The sequence below is a fragment of the Marivita sp. S2033 genome, assembly GCF_046592965.1.
Taxonomy (GTDB): Bacteria; Pseudomonadota; Alphaproteobacteria; order Rhodobacterales; family Rhodobacteraceae; genus Marivita.
The window spans coordinates 377017-398404 of record NZ_JBISBV010000001.1 but is presented as its reverse complement, the minus strand read 5'-3'; the positions used below and the strand labels follow the sequence as shown (position 1 = coordinate 398404).

Annotated in this window: 18 protein-coding genes; 13 read left to right on the top strand and 5 right to left on the bottom strand. The window is 60.4% G+C overall.

Annotated features, from left to right (window positions below):
• Nucleotides 1-80 precede the first annotated feature (80 nt).
• On the bottom strand, nt 81-1217 hold the full coding sequence (locus ACGKZZ_RS01875) for a citrate/2-methylcitrate synthase (RefSeq protein WP_411221730.1): 1137 nt from the start codon (nt 1215-1217) through the stop codon (nt 81-83).
• Between the two features lie 36 nt (nt 1218-1253).
• Between ACGKZZ_RS01875 and ACGKZZ_RS01870 the strand changes: the two genes are divergently transcribed.
• The gene (locus tag ACGKZZ_RS01870) at nt 1254-2111 is read left to right on the top strand and encodes a phosphate acyltransferase (RefSeq protein ID WP_411221729.1); all 858 of its coding nucleotides are present in this window, start codon (nt 1254-1256) and stop codon (nt 2109-2111) included.
• Between the two features lie 30 nt (nt 2112-2141).
• Here the strand turns inward: ACGKZZ_RS01870 and xsc are convergent, their stop codons facing one another.
• Nucleotides 2142-3920 (bottom strand): sulfoacetaldehyde acetyltransferase, encoded by a 1779-nt coding sequence (xsc, locus tag ACGKZZ_RS01865; RefSeq protein WP_411221728.1) that lies wholly within the window; start codon nt 3918-3920, stop codon nt 2142-2144.
• A 14-nt stretch (nt 3921-3934) separates the two neighbouring features.
• Nucleotides 3935-4087, bottom strand: a complete 153-nt coding sequence (locus tag ACGKZZ_RS01860) for a hypothetical protein (RefSeq protein WP_411221727.1) — start codon at nt 4085-4087, stop codon at nt 3935-3937.
• 146 nt (nt 4088-4233) lie between these two features.
• Here ACGKZZ_RS01860 and ACGKZZ_RS01855 point away from each other — a divergent pair, with 146 nt between their 5' ends.
• The 4 genes from ACGKZZ_RS01855 (at nt 4234) to ACGKZZ_RS01840 (ending at nt 10860) form a co-directional block, all read left to right on the top strand.
• Nucleotides 4234-5628 carry an O-antigen ligase family protein gene (locus ACGKZZ_RS01855; RefSeq protein ID WP_411221726.1) on the top strand — a complete coding sequence of 465 codons (1395 nt, stop codon included), beginning with the start codon at nt 4234-4236 and terminating at the stop codon, nt 5626-5628.
• Nucleotides 5629-5643: 15 nt separating this feature from the next.
• Nucleotides 5644-6945 (top strand): glycosyltransferase family 4 protein, encoded by a 1302-nt coding sequence (locus tag ACGKZZ_RS01850; RefSeq protein ID WP_411221725.1) that lies wholly within the window; start codon nt 5644-5646, stop codon nt 6943-6945.
• A 135-nt stretch (nt 6946-7080) separates the two neighbouring features.
• The gene (locus ACGKZZ_RS01845) at nt 7081-9063 is read left to right on the top strand and encodes an SGNH hydrolase domain-containing protein (protein ID WP_411221724.1); all 1983 of its coding nucleotides are present in this window, start codon (nt 7081-7083) and stop codon (nt 9061-9063) included.
• A 126-nt stretch (nt 9064-9189) separates the two neighbouring features.
• Nucleotides 9190-10860 carry a Na/Pi cotransporter family protein gene (locus ACGKZZ_RS01840; protein WP_411221723.1) on the top strand — a complete coding sequence of 557 codons (1671 nt, stop codon included), beginning with the start codon at nt 9190-9192 and terminating at the stop codon, nt 10858-10860.
• Here ACGKZZ_RS01840 and ACGKZZ_RS01835 read toward each other — a convergent pair.
• Complete coding sequence (locus tag ACGKZZ_RS01835; protein WP_411221722.1) at nt 10852-11721, bottom strand: MurR/RpiR family transcriptional regulator; 870 nt, start codon at nt 11719-11721, stop codon at nt 10852-10854. The genes ACGKZZ_RS01840 and ACGKZZ_RS01835 overlap by 9 nt on opposite strands.
• A 94-nt stretch (nt 11722-11815) precedes the next feature.
• Between ACGKZZ_RS01835 and ACGKZZ_RS01830 the strand changes: the two genes are divergently transcribed.
• The 8 genes from ACGKZZ_RS01830 (at nt 11816) to ACGKZZ_RS01795 (ending at nt 20385) form a co-directional block, all read left to right on the top strand.
• Nucleotides 11816-12595, top strand: coding sequence for an N-formylglutamate amidohydrolase (locus tag ACGKZZ_RS01830; protein WP_411221721.1), 780 nt, complete (start codon nt 11816-11818; stop codon nt 12593-12595).
• Nucleotides 12592-13173: a TRAP transporter small permease subunit gene (locus ACGKZZ_RS01825; protein ID WP_411221720.1), complete on the top strand. Its 582-nt coding sequence runs from the start codon at nt 12592-12594 to the stop codon at nt 13171-13173. Before ACGKZZ_RS01830 ends, ACGKZZ_RS01825 begins: the two co-directional genes overlap by 4 nt.
• A complete protein-coding gene (locus tag ACGKZZ_RS01820) occupies nt 13173-14498 on the top strand; it encodes a TRAP transporter large permease (protein ID WP_411221719.1) in 1326 nt (441 codons plus the stop codon). The genes ACGKZZ_RS01825 and ACGKZZ_RS01820 overlap by 1 nt, the downstream gene beginning before the upstream one ends.
• Before the next feature lie 53 nt (nt 14499-14551).
• Nucleotides 14552-15589, top strand: coding sequence for a TRAP transporter substrate-binding protein (locus tag ACGKZZ_RS01815; RefSeq protein WP_411221718.1), 1038 nt, complete (start codon nt 14552-14554; stop codon nt 15587-15589).
• A gap of 66 nt (nt 15590-15655) precedes the next feature.
• Complete coding sequence (locus ACGKZZ_RS01810) at nt 15656-17008, top strand: glutamine synthetase family protein (RefSeq protein WP_411221717.1); 1353 nt, start codon at nt 15656-15658, stop codon at nt 17006-17008.
• Nucleotides 17009-17011: 3 nt separating this feature from the next.
• The gene (locus ACGKZZ_RS01805; protein ID WP_411221716.1) at nt 17012-18388 is read left to right on the top strand and encodes an aldehyde dehydrogenase family protein; all 1377 of its coding nucleotides are present in this window, start codon (nt 17012-17014) and stop codon (nt 18386-18388) included.
• 2 nt (nt 18389-18390) lie between these two features.
• Nucleotides 18391-19536, top strand: a complete 1146-nt coding sequence (locus ACGKZZ_RS01800; RefSeq protein ID WP_411221715.1) for an iron-containing alcohol dehydrogenase — start codon at nt 18391-18393, stop codon at nt 19534-19536.
• 102 nt (nt 19537-19638) lie between these two features.
• Nucleotides 19639-20385 carry a sulfite exporter TauE/SafE family protein gene (locus tag ACGKZZ_RS01795; RefSeq protein ID WP_411221714.1) on the top strand — a complete coding sequence of 249 codons (747 nt, stop codon included), beginning with the start codon at nt 19639-19641 and terminating at the stop codon, nt 20383-20385.
• On the opposite strand, the gene ACGKZZ_RS01790 is transcribed toward ACGKZZ_RS01795, so the two are convergent.
• Nucleotides 20382-21386, bottom strand: coding sequence for an NAD-dependent epimerase/dehydratase family protein (locus ACGKZZ_RS01790; RefSeq protein WP_411221713.1), 1005 nt, complete (start codon nt 21384-21386; stop codon nt 20382-20384). The genes ACGKZZ_RS01795 and ACGKZZ_RS01790 overlap by 4 nt on opposite strands.
• Nucleotides 21387-21388 lie beyond the last annotated feature (2 nt).

Below are 21388 nucleotides of genomic sequence, written 5' to 3'. Positions count from 1 at the left end.
GCAGGGACAAAACCATCAAAGGATCTCGCATACAAGGGATAGCAGACCGGCGCGCCATCACGACGAATGACAAACCGGCGTCAGCCGCGGTCTTCAATCGCCGTCCAGTCGCGCGGTTCCGGCCCGTTATAGAGCGTCAGCGGGCGGATCAGGATGTTGCCACGCTGCTGTTCAAGGCACTGGATCACCCAGCCGGGCATCCGCCCGATGGCGAAAATCGGAACGTAAAGGTCCATCGCGATCTTATGCAATTGATAGATCACGCCGGAATAGAAATCGACGTTCACGTTCAGGCCATGCCGGCTATAGGGTTTCATCGCCTCGACGACACCTTGCAGGATCTCGTACCATTCGGGCGCGCCCATTTCCTCGCCCAATTTGCGCACCCCTTCGCGCATGTGACGCGCTCGCGGGTCTTCGGCGCGATAGACGCGATGGCCGAAGCCGGTGACCGGCTCGCGGTTGCTGCGCTTGGCCTTGACGTAGGCGGCGGCGTTTTCGGGCGCGCCGATCTCGCGCACCATCTTCATCACATCCTCTGCCGCACCGCCATGCGCCGGGCCTGCCAGCGTGGACAGCGCAGTCACGATTGCACCATGAAGATTGGCACCCGTCCCGACAGTGACACGCGCCGCAAAACTCGAAGCGTTGGCACCGTGCTCTGCGTGCAGCACGAAATCCACATCCGCAAGACGCGCGGCATCCTCCGAAGGCTTTTCGCCCTTGAGCATCCACAACCAGTTGGCGGCATGGCTCAGGCTGTCGTCAGGTTGCACCGGATCGCGGCCATTGCGGATCGCCTCGTGCGCCGCGATCAGGGTCGGCACCTGAGCGGTCAGCTTCATGCCGTTGCGCAGAAACGCCTCCTCGCCGGTTTGCTGACTGTCAGCGTCGAGCGCCGCCAGTGCGGAAACACAGGTGCGCAAGACATCCATTGGATGCCCGTTCTGACACGTGCGGATGATGTCGAGCACTGCATCGGGCACCGCGCGATTGGCGCGCATCATGCCATCGAACTCCGCCAACTCTGTCGCGGTGGGCAATTCACCCTTCATCAACAGATGGCAGACTTCCTCGAACGTGGCTTGGGTTGCCAGATCGTGAATCGAATATCCGCGGTAGTGCAGCGTTCCGGCCGATCCGTCGATATCGCTGACGCCGGAACGGTCGAAATAGACCCCTTTCAAACCACGGTTGATCTTGACGGCTTCGGTCATAACGGGCTCCTTGGCGGCAGTGGAATGGAGATTGACATGAGCGTTTTGCAAACGGCACGCGCGGCGGCACACTCAACAGACCGGCGCGTGGTATTTCCCGAACTTGATGATCCGCGCGTCGCCGAAGCGGCGCGGCGGCTGGAAAGCGAAGGGTTGTGTACGCCGGTGCCCGTGTCGGACGATGTCAGCGATGCACAGGTCGAAGCGCTTTTGTCGGTGCGTGACACCACCGAAAAACTGGCCCGACGGATGTTGCAAAAACCCTTGTATCGCGCCGCGGCAATGGTCAGCGCGGGCGAGGCTGACATCCTTATCGCTGGAGCGACAAACCCAACGCGCCGCGTGATCGAAGCAGCCAGCATCGGGATCGGTCTTGCCGATGACGTCGCGGTTGCGTCATCGTTTTTCCTGATGGTCTTTCCGGACGGGCGTGAATTCATATTTGCCGATTGCGCCGTCAACGTGGCGCCAGACGCCAGCGCATTGGACGCCATCGCCCGCGCCTCTGCACGTACCGGCACGGCGCTTTTGGGCGAGGCACGCGTTGCACTGCTGTCGTTTTCCACGGGCGCAAGCGGCGCGGGCGCGAGCGTCGACATGGTGCAGGAGGTTGCTGACAAGACCGGCTTTGTCGGCCCGATACAGGCCGACGCTGCGCTGAATGCCGGCATCGCGGGCAAGAAGGGAATGGGCAACGGCGACGCAAATGTTCTGGTCTTCCCGTCGCTCGATGCCGGCAATATCGCGTACAAGCTATGCCAGGAGTTGGGCGGCGCGCAGGCGATCGGCCCGATCCTGCAAGGATTCAGGCGTCCCGTTTGCGACCTGAGCCGGGGTGCTGTGGCGGACGATATTGTCGCCGCCACATTGATCACCGGATTGCTCGCCCCCTGATCCGCCGCCCTATCCGCACAGCTGGCCAAATCATCCGACCTTTTGCGGCCGCATGTCGGACGGGTCGATCCCGGCTACCGAAACGGGTGCTTTCATCGCATCACGACGGAACGGATCGCCCAATTCCTGGTTGATCATCGCCTCGATCAGGGTGGTTTTGCCATGCTCCATCTGGTCGGTGATCGCGGTGCTCAGGGCATCCCGTAGCTCCTCCATCGTTCTGGCGACGACGCCTTTCAATCCGCAGGCCTTGGCGATCCCGGCATAGCTCACGCTTTCATCCAGCTCGGTGCCAACGAAATTGTCGGAATACCAAAGCGTCGAGTTCCGCTTTTCCGCGCCCCACTGGTAGTTGCGGAACACGATCTGGGTGATCGCCGGCCATTCGGGACGGCCAATCGCCGTCAGCTCCGTGACCGCGATGCCAAACGCGCCATCGCCGGCAAAGCCGACCACCGGCACGTCCGGGCAGCCGATCTTGGCACCGATCACGGCAGGCAGGCCATAGCCGCAGGGACCAAACAGGCCCGGCGCCAGATATTTGCGCCCCTCGTCAAACTCCGGGTAAGCGTTGCCGATGGCGCAGTTGTTGCCGATGTCGGAGGAAATGATCGCCTCTTTCGGTAGCGCCGATTGAATGGCGCGCCACGCCATACGGGGGCTCATCCAGTCCGGCTTGTCGGCACGCGCACGCTCGTTCCAGTTCGTTCCCGGATCGTCCTCTTCGTGATCCATGCTGGACAGTTGCTGCGCCCAGGCAGATTTCGTCTTGGAGATAGTGTTCTTGCGCTCTTCGCGGCCTTCGTCACCAGCGGTGTCGGACAGCTTGGCGAGGATGCCCTTGGCCACCTTCCCGGCGTCGCCGACGATTCCGACGGTGACTTTCTTGGTCAGGCCGATACGATCGGGGTTGATATCGACCTGAATGATCTTGGCATCCTTGGGCCAATAGTCGATTCCATAGCCCGGCAATGTCGAGAACGGGTTGAGGCGCGTACCAAGGCACAGCACCACATCTGCTTTCGAGATCAACTCCATCCCCGCCTTGGAGCCGTTATATCCCAAGGGACCGGCAAACAGCGGATGCGAGCCAGGGAAAGCGTCGTTGTGCTGATAACCAACGCAGACCGGCGCGGTCAGGCGCTCGGCCAATTCCATCGACGCGGGGATCGCACCGGCAAGAACGACACCGGCACCGTTGAGGATCACCGGGTCCTTCGCGTTCGACAGCAACTCCGCCGCCTGCGCAATCGCCTCGTCGCCGCCCGAGGGACGTTCGAATTCCACAATCTCGGGCAGGTCGATGTCGATCACCTGCGTCCAAAAATCGCGCGGCATGTTGATCTGCGCCGGTGCCGACGCGCGCTTGGCGTTCAAGATGACGCGGTTCAGCACTTCGGCGACCCGCGAAGCGTCGCGCACTTCCTCCTGATAGGCGACCATATCCTCGAACAGCTTCATCTGCTCGACTTCCTGAAAGCCACCCTGCCCGATCGTCTTGTTGGCGGCCTGCGGCGTCACCAGCAACAGCGGCGTGTGATTCCAATAAGCGGTTTTTACAGCAGTCACGAAGTTGGTGATTCCCGGCCCGTTCTGGGCGATCATCATGCTCATCTTGCCAGACGCACGGGTATAGCCGTCGGCCATCATGCCGCCCGAACCTTCATGCGCGCAATCCCAGAACGTGATGCCCGCCTTGGGAAAAATATCGGAAATCGGCATGAAGGCCGATCCGATGATCCCGAACGCATGTTCGATGCCGTGCATCTGGAGGACTTTGACAAAGGCTTCTTCGGTGGTCATTTTCATGGGGGCTCTCCGGATCAAATGGCACCGACCAGAGCGGCGGCGCGATTGAGCGCGACAGTAGCGATGAGCAGCATTTGCCAATAGGGCCAGATCGCCCATCCACTTAATACCAATTCGCGAGCGATACCGCTTACTACGCGCCGCCTGACCTCGGGCGGATCATGCATTTGCTACATTCCGGTGCCATTTGTGCCGGATTTGAATTGCAGTATGCTAACCGGAGAAACAGGTCTTCACCTGTCACGGCTTGCCCGAGAGCGCCGCCCGAAATTTCAACTGCGCCCCTGATGTCGGGGCAAAGGCAGGATGCTGAATGCCCAACGCGCTGGCCACATTGATCTTGGCGGCATGGCCTCTTGTGACAGCGGCGCTGTTCCTGAAGCTGCCGCCCGGTCGCGCGGTGATCGCAGCCTTGCTGGTCGGATATCTGTTTTTGCCCGAACCTCCCGCCGGCTTTGATTTTCCCCTGATCCCGCCATTGCAAAAACACACCATTCCCGCACTCAGCGCGTTTGTGATGTGGTTTCTGCTTTACGGTCACGAAGGCAATTTTCTGCCACGATCCCCGGTCGTGAATCTTCTGCTCTTTGTTTTCATCGCCTCTCCGATTGCGACGACCCTCTTGAACAGCGAAGCGATCCATTGGGGCGTGTTCCACATTCAGGCGATGGTGCCGAAGGACGCGCTCGGGTTGGTCATCCAGCAAGTTCTTTTGGTGATTCCGTTCCTGCTGGCCCGCCGCTTCCTCTGGCGCGCCGAGGACCAGCGTGACCTGATGTACGCCTTCATGATCGGCGGATTGCTATACTCCCTTCCGATGCTCCTCGAAATCCGGCTCTCGCCACAGCTGAACTTGTGGGTCTACGGGTACTATCAGCACGATTTCATTCAGACGATCCGCTTTGGCGGCTTCCGACCCACTGTTTTTCTGTATCACGGCATCTGGGTCGCGTTTTTCATGTTGATGGCCGTGTTGTCGGCATTTGCGCTTTGGAAAACCAAACAGCGTCGCGCCAATTGGAAGCTTCTGTTCATCGCGCTTTATCTGACCGGCGTTCTGGTGCTGGCAAAATCACTTGGCGCGTGGCTGTTCGCCGCGGTTCTGATCCCGTCGGTCGTCCTGCTGAACGCACGTTGGCAGATGCGTCTGGCGGTTCTCATCGTATCGTTCGCAATCGCCTATCCGGCCCTGAAAGGCATCAACGTCCTGCCGCAGGACCGCATCCTGTATGCCGTGGAGAAGATCGACCCCGACCGCGCGGCGTCATTGGCATTCCGCTTTGGCAACGAGAACCAATTGCTTGAGAGAGCGCACGAGAAACCGTTGTTCGGGTGGGGCAATTACAACCGCAACCAGATCATCGACAGCGCCTCTGGCGAGGTCGAAACCGTCACCGATGGGCGTTGGGTGCTTCTCATCGGTCAGTTCGGCTGGCTCGGATTTCTGGCCGAGTTCGGGCTTCTGGTGCTTCCGGTGTTTTTCGTCTGGCGGGAGACGCGGTATCGCACGCCTGACGGCTATTCGGCGCTGATCGTGCCACTGTCGCTGATACTGGCCGTGAACGTGTTCGACATGCTGCCGAACGCCACGCTGACGCCGCTCACCTGGATGATGGCCGGCGCATCGACCGGGTACGCGGAATCCCTGCGGCACAGCCGGGACGCTTACAAGTCCGCTCAGCGCCTGCAATGGCGTCCGGTCCTGTAGACGATGAGCGATGAAATGACATCTCCTCGCGCAAGTCGCCCGCGCGTGCTTGTCATCGCAGAGGCTGCCAACCCCGAATGGGTCAGCGTGCCTCTGGTGGGCTGGTCGCTGGCCGAGGCTTTGCGCGAGGTGGCGGATGTGCATCTCGTCACCCAAATCCGCAATCGCGATGCCATTCTGCGCACCGGACGTGTCGAGGGACGGGATTTCACCGCAATCGACTCTGAAACGGTCGCGCGGCCCCTATGGGCGCTGGCCGAAAAGCTGCGCATGGGAGAGGGCAAAGGCTGGACCACACTCCAGGCGATCAACGCGCTGATCTACCCGTGGTTCGAAAATCTTGTCTGGACCCAATTCAAATCCGCGCTCAAGGCGGGCGAGTTTGACCTCGTTCACCGCGTGACCCCGCTCAGTCCGACAATCGCATCGCCGATCGCCGGCAAGCTTGCGGCATCGGGAGTTCCGTTCGTCCTCGGTCCTCTCAACGGCGGAGTGCCCTGGCCCCGCCAGTTCGAAGCAGAGCGGCGGGCTGAAAAGGAATGGCTTAGTTATCTTCGCAGCGCCTACAAGCATTTGCCCGGTCGCGCCAGCACGCTGAAACATGCCGCGGCGATCATCGTCGGCTCGCGCCACACTGAAGGGGAAATGCCCGCAAGCGTTCGGCACAAAACCGTTTACATTCCCGAAAACGGCATTGATCCAAAGCGGTTCGATCAAGGGTCCGCCCGCCCGCGCGGCGATCTGTTGAAGGCTTGTTTCGTTGGCCGACTGGTGCCCTATAAGGGCGCGGATATGCTGATCTCTGCGGTGGCGGACTTGCTTCGCGCGGGGCGGATGACGCTCGATATCATCGGCGATGGCCCGATGTTGGGGCAATTGACGGAACAGGCGATATCACTGGAGTGCGGCCACGGGCTGACGTTTCACAAGTGGATTCCGCACGAGAACGTGCAGGAAATTCTCGGTCGGTCTCATATCCTCAGCTTCCCGTCCATCCGCGAATTCGGCGGCGGCGTGGTACTGGAGGCGATGGCATTGGGCGTTGTTCCGCTTGTCGTGGATTACGCTGGCCCGGGCGAACTGGTCTCGGATGCAACGGGCTACAAGGTGCCATGCGGCACGCGCGAAGACATCATCGCGGCGTTTCGCGGACATCTTGAACGGCTGGCTGATGATCCGTCTCAACTGGCCACAAAGGCGGAAAACGCGCGGGCGCTTGTGCAAGAGAAATACCTTTGGTCGCGCAAGGCCGAACAGGTGCGCGCTGTCTATGATCGCGTTCTAATGCCAGAGGAAACACTCCACTCATCCGCATAACAAACTGTTTCCACATTCATTGTTGCGGAATTAATGCCCCTTTAGGTATTTTGGCCCATCGGTGTGGGGCCGTAACTTGCAACAAGTGGTTTTGTGAACACCCGGACTGGCAACTCACATCCTGCGATACTACACGTGCCCAACACCGCGTCGGCGCGTTCCGAAGTGCGCCAATTCCTGATGGCGCTCGCCGGACTCGCGTTTGTGTTGTCGACGCTCGGAACGAGCGATACCGGGCCACGGGCCTTTGCCGCCGACATCGTGCTGGTGCTGTGCGGCGCATGGTGCGCCAACCAGTTGATCCGCGGCCCCTCCGTGTTCAAGGAACAGGCAATCTGCGTCCTGCAAGCCTATTTCATTGGCTTGTTTTGCTGCTCCATCGCGCTTTTTATTGTCGGCTGGATGGTCTTCCTGCCCAGCGAATACGTCCATCTGGGTCATTCCCTGATGTTCGCAGCCACGTTCACCACCAATTTTGAACTCGCTTTTCTGCCTACGTCCAATGCGCTGAGATTTGACGGCGTGTTCGATCATCTTTGGGTCCCCGCGCTCATTGCGCAATCCTGCGCGATTCTGATTGCGCTTTACTGGGTGCTACATCGCAATACGCGGGCTCTGCTGCTGGTGCTGTCGCTCACCGCGCTGGCATCTCTGGCGATTTCGGCGATTGACGCCGTTGTTGTTCATTTGCTGCCTGTCGGCCAATTCTGGACGTTCCTGTGCGGCGCGATCCCGTTCTTCGCCGCCAACCGTTACCCGGTCCTGCGACACGCCTTGCTTCTGGGCATCATCAATCTTCTCGCTGGCGTCCTGACGGTTTCGGTCTCCGGCGACACCATTTTTGCACGCATCTTTTTCGCCTTGGGTGTGTCGTTCTTGTATCTGGGCAGCCGCCAGCACCACGCGCCCGAGGAAGACACGACCCGCCGGCGCAGATGGTTTGGCATGGCGCTCCATATGTTCTTGTGGATGGTTCCGCTGGCGCAGGTAACGGCGGCGCTGGATATCGTGAACCCTGATGCGGCAAACTATACCGCGCTGATCATTCCATGCGTTCTGCTTTCGATCATGTCCTGGTCGATTTGGCAGCGGGTCGAGCAAACCGTGCATCTCTCCCGCGTCACTCCTTCGGCTTTGATAGCCGGGCTTTTGCTGGCCAGCGGGGTCATCGCACTCACCGGACAGGGATTGCAGATGCGCTATCCCGAAACCGCCAAAGCCTACATCCATGCGATTGACGCGGCAAGCCATGCCAGCGCGTGCCCTACGCAGACCGACGGGCCTTTGGCCGGGTTGGCGGTCTGTCAGGTTGGGCGAAACGGGCCACCAACGGTTCTGGTCTGGGGCGATCATCAACTGCGCGCGATGCACGCAGGCATCGAAGAGGCGGCCCGCCGCGCAGACGTGTCGGCGCTGGTGATCGCAAATTCCGGCTGCATTCCCCTTGGTGGACTGCAAACCCGCCTGACCGATGCCAAAAATCACACCGGCCGCAGCTGTGATCAATACTCCGCTCAGGTGCTTCAGGCGCTACCGCATCTCGACACTATCCGCCACGTCACGCTGGTGGCGGATTGGTTGCATTACACCGGCAATTCTGCCGCCGAATTCAAGGCACGCGCACCGGTGCGGCTTGGCCCGGTCGATGGCACTCCAATCGACACTGCACATCAGTTCGAATATATCGAGACAGCAGCCAGACAAACGATAGAGACGCTGTTGGAACGCGGCGTTCATGTTTCAGTGATCCGCCAGGTCCCGGCGCAACCGGGGTTCGATGCGGAAATTGCGGCCCGCGCAGCCGCCCCCGGACACTGGCTCTACCGCTCGATGCCCGAGATGTCCGATTTCGTTCCGCAACGTGACGCAGCCAACCGGCAAGCCAGTGTTGACCGGATGTTTGGCAAACTCGCTGCAACGGGACGCGTGAGATATGTCGACACATGGCCGGTGTTCTGCTCCGAAGCGCGCTGTGACGCGCGTGGTGGCTTATCAAGCGATTATGTCAGTTCAACGCGTCTCACGCCCAGCGGCGCCTTGAGCCTCAGCCCGACACTCGCGGCGGATTTCAGACGGGCCAGAACACATGGCACGCTCAGACCGGCGCACGACAGCTAGGCTCTGACACGCGGGCACGATTTGCCCCGCGACCGCCGTCTCATCCGATAATCATCATTGTTTGCGACCCGAGGAGCCGCTTGCGGCGCGGTAATCCTCACTGTAACCTGACAAGCTGGTTACGCTATGCAAATTCTCTATTTTCTGACCCAACTCTCCGGTGCAGTGCTGTTGCTGCTGTTTGCCGTGCGCATGGTGCGCACAGGCATTGAACGCGCGTCCGGACCCCGGTTGCATCGCGCGGTCAGCAAGACCCGCTCTCCGGTGACGATGATGGCCTCGGGTCTATTGATGGCGATGGTGCTGCAAAGTTCGGCGGCGGTGACGCTGTTGGTTTCCGGGTTCGCAGGCTCAGGCGGGATCGGGTTCGTACCGGGCCTCGCGATGGTGCTTGGGGGCGACCTCGGATCGGCGATCCTTATCATGTTGTTTTCGTTCCATCTCGAAGCGCTCGTGCCGGTCTTGCTTACCATTGGCGGATTGGTGTTTCTCAAGGCCAACACTGCACGCTGGAAACAGGTCGGCCGTGTGCTTGTCGGGATCGCGTTGATCCTGATTGCCCTGCGCTATTTGCGCGAAGCGGTCGAACCGATCCGAGACAGCGCGGTCTTGCCTGCCCTTGCGGGATATTTCGAACGTGACTTTGTGACAGCCTTCCTCACCGGTGCGGTGCTGGCGTTCATCATGCACAGTTCCGTCGCCACAATTCTGATGACGGTGGCAGTGGTCGGATTGGGCGCGCTGCCATTGGCGGCCGGCGTATCGATTGTTCTGGGCGCCAACCTCGGCTCGACCGTGATCCCGGTCTGGCTGACCCGAAATTCAGACCCTGTGGCCCGCCGCATTCCCGTGGCCAACCTGATCCTGCGCGGAAGCGCCGCGTTGGTTGCGGCAACCGCCATCGACATGTTCGGCCTTCCGGAGCAATTGCAATCGATCGGCAACAGCCAGGTGCTCGTTGCCGTGCACATCGCGTTCAACGTGGCGGTCCTGGCGCTGATCGCACTTGGCGTGCCGATGGAGTCGTTGCTGCATCGCATGCTACCCGATGCGCCCTTCGATCACGCGGCCAAACCCTTGCACAAATCGCATCTCGATCCCGGCACGACCGATGTGCCGGTGCGCGCTCTTGCCAGTTTGCGGCGCGAGGTGATCCGCATGGCGGATGTCCTTTCCGAGATGCTTTCGCCGCTGATGGATCTCTACCAGAATTACGACGCGCTGCGCGCCGCCGCGATCTTTGACGAAGACGAGGTGCTGAACAAGGCGCTTGACGACATCCGGGTCTTTGCGGCCGATCTGCCGACCCATGCAATGCCCAAGGACCAAAAGCGGGAACTGCGCGCGCTGGTGGATTATGCCATTGCGCTGGAAGCGTCGGGTGATCTGTTGGTCAAGCGGTTGCTTGAACTGGCGCGGGAAAAATCGGATCGCGCGCTGCAATTCTCTCCCGAAGGGTTCGCGGAATTGTCCGAGTTGCACATGAAACTGAGCCAGAACCTGTCCACCGCGTCCAGCGTTCTGGTCAGCAATGACCTGATCGGCGCGCGACAGTTGCTGGAGGAAAAGGCTGAAATGGCGCGGCTCGAACGCCGGACCCGCAAGGCGCATCTAAAGCGATTGAGTGCGGGCAATGACGCCAGTTTCGGCTCCAGCGACGTTCATATCGAAACCGCCTATACGCTGAAGGAAATGCACTCCTGGGTCGTCACCGTGGCGCATCCGATCCTACGGCGCGAGGGGCAGTTGCTCGACAGCAGGCTGACGGACGACCCGGTGCCCGGTGCGTCAGGTTGACTTGCGAAAGATGCGGGTCGATTGAAACATGTCTTCCAGCGCCTCGATCCGGTCGCGCGCGCTTTCCGACACGCGGGTTTGGACCTCGGCGATCAGGGCCTCGATGATCAGGTTGATCGCCAGCGTTGAATCCCAGTTCGAGGGCACCTCGATCATGGCGTTGACCACATGGTCGGCCAGCCGGGAAATCGGCGAGCCCCATTGATCGGTGAACAGAACAATCTCCGCCTTCCGCTCCTTGGCCAGTTCCGCCAAACGTTCCAGATCGCGCTCGTAGCGGCGGATGTCGAACAGGATCAAGACCGCCGCACGGTCCATGTCCAGAATGTATTGCGGCCAGACATTCGGCGAGCCCCCCAGCAGCGTGACCGAAGGGCGGATGATCTGGAGATGATTGAAAAGGTAGTCCGCATTCGAGCGCGTGATACGGCCGCCAGAGAGAAATAAGGGGCGCCGCGCATCGGCAAGAACACCCGCAATCGCGTCCAGCGTATTGGGTTCGAGCCGGTCGATGGTGCGGCTGAGATTGTCGAACACCGCCTCGGCAAATGCCTTGAATGCCGCCGATCCCGGCTTGGCATCGCCCCAACCCTCACGCTTGCCGATGGGGGTCTTGAACTGCGCCGACGCCTCGTCGCGCATGGCCGATTGCAACTCTGGAAAACCATCGAAGCCAAGCTTGCGGGCGAGGCGGATCACAGTCGGCGTCGATACCCCGGCCGCGTCCGCGATGCGGGTGATGGATTGCAGCCCTCCCACTGGATAGTCGCGCATCAAAACACTGGTCAATTGCCGCTCTGCCGGTGTCAGAGCCCCGGCCTGATCGTGCAGACGGTCCCGGACCGAAAGGGGTTTGGGCATTGCGCGGCTCGCTTTGTAGAATTCGTTACAGCATAGGAAATGTTGGTACAAAATTCAACGAACTTTCTTGACAGGTGGCAAACCCCTGCGCCTAATGCGGTGCGTGAGCATCAAGGCAAGTCATAAGGTTCTGGGGGAGGACGAAGGCCCCGCTGCGGAGGTGATAAACCCCGACGGCACGGCGCCGATCTGCCTCGTGTGCGAGCACGCGAGCGCGTTTTTCCCGGCTTCCGTAAACCATCTGGGGGTCGCCCCGGAGCACCGTGAAAGCCACGCTGCATGGGATATCGGCGGTCGTGATCTGGCGGTGGCACTGGCTGACAGGCTGGATGCTCCTCTTGTTGCCTCGCGCGTCTCGCGGCTGGTTTATGATTGCAATCGTCCACCCAGCGCGACCGCGGCGATCCCCGAAAAATCGGAAGCCATCGACGTGCCGGGCAATCTGAACCTGACCGAGACCGAACGCGCCGCGCGAATCTGCGAGGTGTATGACCCGTTCCGCAATCTGCTGCGCGCCACGCTTGACGGGTTTGCGACCCCGCCCGCGCTTGTCACCGTCCATTCCTTCACGCCGGTCTGGTTCGGAGAGCCGCGCGATGTGGAGCTTGGCCTGTTGCATGACAGCGATGACACGCTCGCCCTCGCGATGCTGAGAGCGGCACCCGAAGACCTGGATGCACGATTGAATGCGCCGTATTCCGTGACCGATGGCGTCACCCACACCTTGCGCGAACACGGCATCGCGCGCGGGTTGCAAAACGTCATGATCGAGGTGCGCAACGATCTCATCTCCGACCCGGCAGGCGTGTCCCGGTTCGCCACACTCCTGAGCGACATGCTGACACGCGCCCTCAACCGCGAGGCGGCGCAATGATCCGCGCGATGAAGGGCTTTGTCGCGGCGGTTGATCCGGTCAATCACCTCATCGGGCGGATCGTGATGTACGGCATCTTCGTGATGATGGGCATCCTGCTCTGGTCATCGATCTCCAAGGCGTTCTTCGTACCGACGCTCTGGACGCTGGAAATGGCGCAGTTCGCCATGGTGGCCTATTACATTCTGGGCGGACCCTATTCGATCCAGATGGGATCGAATGTGCGCATGGATCTGATCTACGGCGAAATGTCGACCCGGCGCAAAGCGGCGATTGATGCGGTCACCGTATTCTTCCTGCTCATCTATCTGCTGTTTCTGCTCTATGGCGGTATCGCCTCGACCGCCTATTCCTTCGGCTATTTCGGCTCCGAACCGATCAGCTTTTTCGCAGGCTTCCTCACCGGCGAAAGCGAGCTCGGCTTCATGGAGCGCAGCCCGACATCGTGGCGGCCCTACCTCTGGCCGATCAAGGTCATCATGGTGGTGGGCATCTTCCTGATGCTGCTGCAAGCGCTGTCGGAGCTGTGCAAGGACATCCTGCGCATCAAGGGTTACGACATGGGAGCCAAGCTCTGATGTCCTACGAATTGATCGCGATCCTGATGTTCTCGACGATGATGCTGATGCTGCTCACCGGACAACGGGTGTTCGGTGCGATCGGCTTTGTTGCCGTCGTGGCCGCGTTTTTCCTCTGGGGGGATCGCGGCGGATACGATCTTGGCTTTTCGGCGGCGATGAAGCTGATGAAATGGTATCCGCTGCTGACGCTGCCGATGTTCATCTTCATGGGCTACGTCCTCAGCGAAAGCCGCATTGCCGACGATCTTTACAAGATGTTCCACGTCTGGATGGGCGGGCTGTCCGGCGGTCTGGCCGTGGGCACGATCGGGTTGATGGTGCTGATCTCTGCGATGAACGGGCTGTCCGTGGCAGGCATGGCCATCGGCGCGACAATCGCCCTGCCCGAACTTCTCAGGCGGGGATACGACAAGCGCATGGTCACCGGGGTGATACAGGCGGGATCGTCTTTGGGCATCCTCGTGCCGCCGTCGGTGGTGCTGGTGCTTTATGCGATGATCGCGCGTCAACCGGTGGGCCAGCTTTGGCTCGCGGGAGTCATTCCGGGGCTGATGATGGCGACGATGTTCGTGATCTACATCGTGGTGCGCTGCAAGCTGAACCCGGCGCTGGGGCCGGTTTTGCCAGCGGACGAGCGCGATATCCCGATGAAGGAGAAACTCCGCCTGCTGCGTGCCGGACTGCTGCCGCTGGCGATCTTTTTCATCATGATGGTGCCCTTCGTGAACGGCTGGACCTCGCTTGTCGAAAGCTCTGCCATCGGCGCGATTGCGGCGTTCATGGCGGCGGTGCTCAAGGGGCGCATGACGCGGGAAGTGTTCGAGAACACCGTGCGCAACACGCTCGGCATCTCGTGCATGTTCATGTGGATCATCCTTGCCGCGCTCGCCTTCGGCGCGGTGTTTGACGGGCTGGGCGCGGTCAAGGCGATTGAGAGCCTGTTCACCGAAAAGCTGGCGTTGAACCCCTGGGTGATCCTGATCCTGATGCAGCTCAGCTTTATCGTCATGGGCACGTTCCTTGACGACACCGCGATGCTGGTGATCGTTGCGCCGCTTTACGTGCCGCTGGCAGGCGCGCTTGGGTTCGATCTGATCTGGTATGGTATCCTTTACACGATCACCACGCAGATCGCCTATATGACCCCGCCGTTTGGCTATAACCTGTTTCTGATGCGCGCGATGGCACCGCCGGAAATCGGGCTGCGCGACATCTATGCATCCATCATTCCGTTCGTGCTGGTCATGGTGGGAGCCTTGACCGTTATCATGATCTTTCCACAAATTGCGCTTTGGCTGCCAAATTACATCTACGGGAACTAACCCCAAGACTCCGATCAAGGAGCATCAACCCAAACCCAACGGAGGAGACCAAAATGACGACAAGACGCACATTCCTGACATCCGCCGGCATCGCCGGTGCCGCCACCCTTGCCAGCCCCGGCATCGTCCGGGCGCAGGACGCGATCAAGTGGCGCTTTCAAACCTATGCCGGTTCGGCCTTGGGCGAACACGTCACCAAACCGGCCATCGACTATATCAACGCCAATTCCAACGGCGAGCTTGAGGTCGAACTGTTCTACGCCGACCAGATCGTACCAACTGGAGAGCTGTTCCAGGCGCTGCAACGCGGCACCATCGACGGCGTGCATTCCGACGACGATTCAATGGCCTCGCCCACGCCCTTGCGCGTGTTCGGCGGCTATTTCCCGTTTGCGACCAAGCACATTCTCGACGTGCCGGTGCTCTTCAACCAGTACGGGTTGTCCGAGATCTGGGACGAGGAATACGCCAAGGTCGGGGTCAAATGGCTCTCCGCCGCAGGGCAGGATCCGTGCAACTTCAACACCAAGAAGGAAATCACCTCGGTTGCCGATCTGGACGGGTTGAAGCTCTACACCTTCCCCACCGCCGGGCGCTTCCTGTCAAAGTTCGGCGTGGTGCCGGTGAACATCCCTTACGAGGATGCCGAGGTCGCGGTGCAGACCGGCGAGCTTGACGGCATGGCTTGGTCGGGCATTACCGAGGATTACACCGTCGGCTGGGCCGATGTGACCGATTATTTCCTGACCAACAACATCTCCGGCGCCTGGATCGGATCCTGGTTTGTCAACCAAGGGCGCTGGGCGGAGCTGCCGGACCATCTCAAATCACTGGTCATGGCCGCGACCGAAGCAGGCCACACCTACCGCAATCAGTGGTACTGGGGTGGCGAAGCGGCCTTGCGCGCCAATGGCGAGAAACTGGCCTTGCGCCAGGTGCCTGCAAACGAGTGGAAAGAGGTCGAAAACGCCGCTATCGAATTCTGGGACGAGATTGCCCAGGAAGGCGAAGTGCATCAGAAGATCATCAACATCTTCCGTGACTATAACGGCGTCATCAACCAGGCCGGTGCGCCCTATACGTTCGATTGACCTGACAAAAGAAACGCCCAACTCCGTGCAAGGAGTTGGGCACCCAGACCACGCCGGGAGGCAAAGATGACCCTAGACGATCTGAGAGCCAAAGCCGAAAGCGGTGAGATTGATACCGTTCTTGTGTGCCTTGTCGACATGCAGGGCCGCCTCATGGGCAAGCGGTTTCACGTCTCGAACTTTCTGGGAAGCGCGTGGAAAGAAACGCATTGCTGCAATTACCTGCTGGCCACCGATCTGGAAATGAACACACCTGACGGCTATAAATCGACCAGCTGGGAAGCCGGATACGGCGACTATGTGATGAAGCCCGACCTCGACACCCTGCGCCCGGTCCCGTGGCTTGAGGGCACCGCAATGGTGCTCTGTGACATGATGGATCACACGACGCACAAACCTGTTCCACACTCGCCGCGCCAGATCCTCAAGGCCCAGATCGCCCGCCTGAGCGACATTGGGCTGGTCCCGATGATGGCGACTGAACTGGAGTTTTTCCTGTTCGAAAAGAGCTTCGATGCAATTCGCAAGGGCGGCTACCGCAAACTGGCCCCGATCAGCGGCTTTAACGAGGATTACAACATCCTCCAGACAACCCGCGAAGAACACGTGATGCGCCCGGTGCGCAACCATCTGGTCGCGGCCGGTGTGCCGGTTGAAAACACCAAGGGCGAGGCCGAGACCGGACAGGGCGAATTGAATATCCGCTATGCCGATGGGCTGGCCTGCGCCGACAATCACACCATCGCCAAACACGCGGTCAAGGAAATCGCCCATATGCAGGGCCATGCGGTGACCTTCATGCCGAAGTGGCGCGCCGACAAGGTGGGCAGCGCCGCCCATATTCACCAATCGCTGTTCAAGGATGGCGAAAACGTCTTTTACGACGCCGACGCAAAGCTCAACATGTCGGACACGATGAAATCCTATGTCGCCGGGCTGGTCAAATATGCGCCCGACATGACGGTTTTCATGGCGCCCTACGTCAACAGCTACAAACGCTTTTTGCCGGGCACGTTCGCGCCCACCAAGATCGCGTGGTCGGTCGACAACCGCACAGCAGGCTATCGGCTTGTCGGCGACGGCACCAAGGGTGTGAGGATCGAGTGCCGCATCCCCGGCTCTGACATCAACCCCTATCTCGCCTGCGCCGCCCAGCTTGCCGCCGGTCTTGCCGGGATGGAAGAAAAGCTGTCGCTCGACGCGCCTGTCACGGGCGATGTTTACAACATGACGGAAATTCCCGAAATCCCCAACACGCTGCGCGCCGCCACTGAAACGTTGCGCTCATCCAGGATGTTGCGCAAGGCGATGGGCGACGATGTGATCGACCACTACACGCGCTGCGCCGAGGTCGAACAGGAAATGTTCGACGCCGCCGTGACCGACTGGGAAATCCAGCGTGGATTTGAAAGAGCCTGAACCATGACCAAGACCCAAGACCTCATTTCGCCCATCGACGGATCGGTTTATCTGAGCCGCGACGTCCTGAGCCAAGAGGCCGCCTTCGACGCGGCCAAGCGGGCGAAGGCCGCACAAGCCGCGTGGGCCACGCGCCCTGTCTCGGAGCGCGTCGCGCTGGTCCGCAAGGCGGGCGAGATCATCGGTGCGCAGCAGGATCGCATGACGACTGAACTGGCGCACCAGATGGGTCGTCCGGTGCGCTACGGCGGTGAATATGGCGGGTTCAACGAACGGCTCACCTACATGGCCGATGTCGCCGAAGAGAGCCTCGCCCCGATGGAAGTCGAGGACAGCACCTCCGCCCGCCGCGTGATCAAGCGCGTGCCCTGGGGCGTCGTTCTGGTCGTGGCGCCGTGGAATTACCCCTACATGACGGCGATCAACACCGTCGCGCCTGCGCTGATTGCAGGCAATACGGTGATCCTGAAGCACGCCGCACAGACGCTGGCCGTGGGCGATCATCTTGCCGAAGCGTTCTACGCAGCGGGCGTTCCGCAGGACGTGTTCCAGAACCTCGTTCTGGACCATGACACCACGTCTGCGCTGATCGCCGAGCGCGCTGTGAACTTCGTCAATTTCACCGGGTCGGTCGGTGGCGGTCAGGCGATGGAACACGCCGCCGCTGGTACCTTCACGCCAGTGTCCACCGAATTGGGCGGCAAGGACCCCGGTTATGTCCGCGCCGATGCCGATTTGGAGGCAGCGGTTGATGGGCTGATGGACGGCGCAATGTTCAATGCCGGGCAGTGCTGCTGCGGCATCGAACGGATTTACGTCCACGAAAGCCTCTATGACCAATTTGTCGAGAAGGCCGTCGCATGGGTGAAGGGGCAAAAGCTTGGCAACCCGCTGGAGCAGGACACAACGATGGGTCCGATGGCCAACATCCGCTTTGCCAAAGAGGTGCGTGCGCAGATCGACGAGGCGCTGACGGATGGCGCAAAAGCCCACATCGAAACCATGCCAGCTGACGATGGCGGCGCGTACCTGACGCCGCAAATCCTCACCAACGTGACCCATAAGATGCGCGTCATGCGCGACGAAAGCTTCGGCCCGGTGGTCGGCATCATGTCGGTCAAGAACGATGACGAAGCCATCGCGTTGATGAATGACAGCCCCTTCGGCCTTACCGCCGCGATCTTCTCCAGGGACGCGCAAGCGGTCGAAGCCATCGCCGACCAACTCGAGACCGGGACTGTCTTTATGAACCGTTGCGACTATCTCGATCCGGCGCTTTGCTGGACTGGCTGCAAGGACACCGGGCGCGGGCAAGGCCTGTCGAAACTGGCGTATCAGGCTCTGACGCGCCCCAAATCCTACCATCTCAAGAAAGCGTAACCATGCACCTCACCGGAAACTGGTCCTACCCCACCGCCATCCGCTTCGGCGCGGGCCGCATCTCGGAAATCGCCGAGGCGTGCCTTGCTGCCGGCATCACAAAGCCTCTTTTGGTGACCGATCGCGGGCTGGCGAACATGGACATCACCACCAGAACGCTCGACCTGATCGAAGCGGCGGGCTTGGGCCGCGCTATATTCTCGGATGTGGACCCCAACCCGAACGAGACGAATGTCGAAGAGGGTCTGCGCGTCTACCGCGAGGGCGGATTCGATGGTGTCGTGGCGTTCGGCGGCGGGTCCGGCCTCGATCTTGCCAAGACGCTGGCCTTCATGGCTGGCCAGTCGCGCCCCTTGTGGGATTTTGAGGATATCGGCGATTGGTGGACGCGCGCCGACCCCGCAGGCATTCACCCTATCGTTGCGGTGCCGACAACTGCCGGCACAGGTTCGGAAGTCGGCCGTGCCAGTGTCATCACCAATTCCGAGACTCACGAGAAAAAGATCATCTTCCATCCAAAGATGCTTCCCTCCGTGGTGATCTGCGACCCCGAACTGACGGTCGGGATGCCGAAATTCATCACCGCGGGCACCGGGCTTGACGCTTTTGCGCATTGCGTCGAGGCGTTCAGCAGCCCGCATTACCACCCGATGAGCCAAGGCATCGCGCTGGAAGGGATGCGCCTTGTCGTCGAGAACCTGCCCACAGCCTATAGCGACCCTCAAAACCTCGACGCACGCGCCAACATGATGAGCGCCGCTGCGATGGGAGCGACGGCCTTCCAAAAAGGCCTTGGCGCGATCCACGCTCTCAGCCACCCCATTGGCGCGCACCATCACACCCATCACGGCACCACCAACGCGGTGTTCATGCCGGCGGTTCTCAAGTTCAATGCCGACGCCATCCGCGACCGTTTTGATCGTGCAGCAGGATATCTAGGCATAGACGGCGGATTCGAAGGGTTCCAAGCCTTTGTCGATCGGTTCAACGACAGCTTTGCGATTCCGAAAACCCTCACCGATCTCGGCGTCGAAAACCCCGATCTCGACGTGTTGGTCCGCGATGCGCTCAACGATCCATCGACGGGCGGCAACCCGGTCAAGATGACCGAGGCCAACACCCGGGACCTGTTCGAGAGGGTGCTTTAGGCCGCACCGCCGTTCAGCACGGCAACCGACCTTGCACATCGGCCAATCATGGCCGATGAAGCGCGCGCCTGATGCAACGCGCCAAACCGCAAGGAAATCCCGATGTTCGACATGGTTTTGCTGGCACTCGCTGCCTTTGGTGCAGGAGTGCTCAACACGATCGCTGGGGGCGGCACGTTTCTGACGTTTCCCGCACTTGTGCTTACGGGCGTGCCGCCAATCGCCGCGAACGCCACCAGCACCGTCGCTGTGTTCCCCGGCTATCTTGGCGGTGCGCTGGGATACCGCGAAGAATTGCGCCAGTTGACGCGCGCATCCTTGATCCGGCTGACCCTCATCACCCTGCTCGGCGGGCTGGTCGGTTCCCTGTTGCTGCTCATCACCTCGAATGACGCGTTCAACCTGATCGTGCCGTTCCTGCTGCTGTTCGCGACCTTGATGTTTCTCTACGGTCCGAAATTGCGCCAATGGGCGGCTAGGCACAGCGCCAACATCTCTGCCGAGGGCGCGGTCGGCCTGTTCATGGTCAGTCTTTACGGCGGCTATTTCAATGGCGGGCTGGGCATCGTCCTGTTGGCGCTGTTCTCGCTTTGGGGCTGGCAGAACATCCACCGGATGAACGGTCTGAAGACATGGCTGTCCTTCGCACTTTCAGCCATTTCCGTGGCCACGTTCGCAGTCGCAGGGATCATTGTCTGGCCCGCCGCGCTGCTGATGATGGTGTTTTCCGTGCTTGGCGGCTATTTCGGCGCACGCGTGGCCAAGGCGATTCCGCAAAACGCGGTTCGCATCATCGTCGCCATTGTCGGGTTCGGTATGAGCGCGGTGTTCTTTGCGCGCCTGTTCTAGACGCGATAATAATCGCGATACCACGCCACGAACTTCGCCACTCCATCGCGCATGTCGGTCTGCGGTGCATATCCCGTCAGCGCCTTCAACAACGACCCATCGGCCCAGGTGGCGAACACGTCACCCTTCTGCATGTCCATGTAATTGCGCTTGGCTTCAATCCCGGTCTCTGCCTCGATGGCCTCGATGAAATCCATCAGCCGCACCTTGTCGGAATTGCCGATATTCACCACGCGATAGGGTGCAGCAGGGCTGAGCGTGTCGCCGTCCACGGCGGTTTCCGGCCCGCCCGGCACCGCGTCCATCAACAGCCGAATACCACGCACCAGATCCTCGACATAGGTGAAATCGCGGTGCATGTCGCCGTGGTTGTAGATATCGATCGGGGTGCCGTCGAACACGCCTTTGGTGAACTTGAACAACGCCATATCGGGCCGCCCCCACGGCCCGTAAACGGTGAAAAACCGGAACATTGTCGTCGGAATGTTCCACAGATGGGCATAGGAATGCGCCATCGCTTCGTTGGCCTTCTTGGTGGCGGCATAGAACGTCAGCGGCGTGTCGGCCTTGTCGGTTTCCCGAAAGGGCATTTCCTCGTTTGCGCCATAGACCGAGGACGTGGACGCCATCAGCAGATGCGCGACCTTCTGCTGCCGTGCTGCCTCCATCACGTTGAACGTCCCGACCAGGTTACTGTCGAGGTAAGCACGGGGGTTTTCCAGCGAGTACCGCACACCTGCCTGCCCGGCCAGATGCACGATGATGTCTGGCGCAAACTCGTCGGCAATGCGTTCGAAGGTGCCTTCCTCTTCCAGAGCGGCGTGCGTAAAGCTGTAACCGGCGCTTTGCAGCAGCATCTGGTTGCGACGTTCTTTCAAGGTCACATCGTAATAATCGGTCATCGCGTCGTAGCCATGCACGACGAAACCCTCATCCAACAGCAGCCGCGCAAGATAGTAACCGATGAAGCCGGCGGTGCCGGTGACGAGGACACGTTTCATTG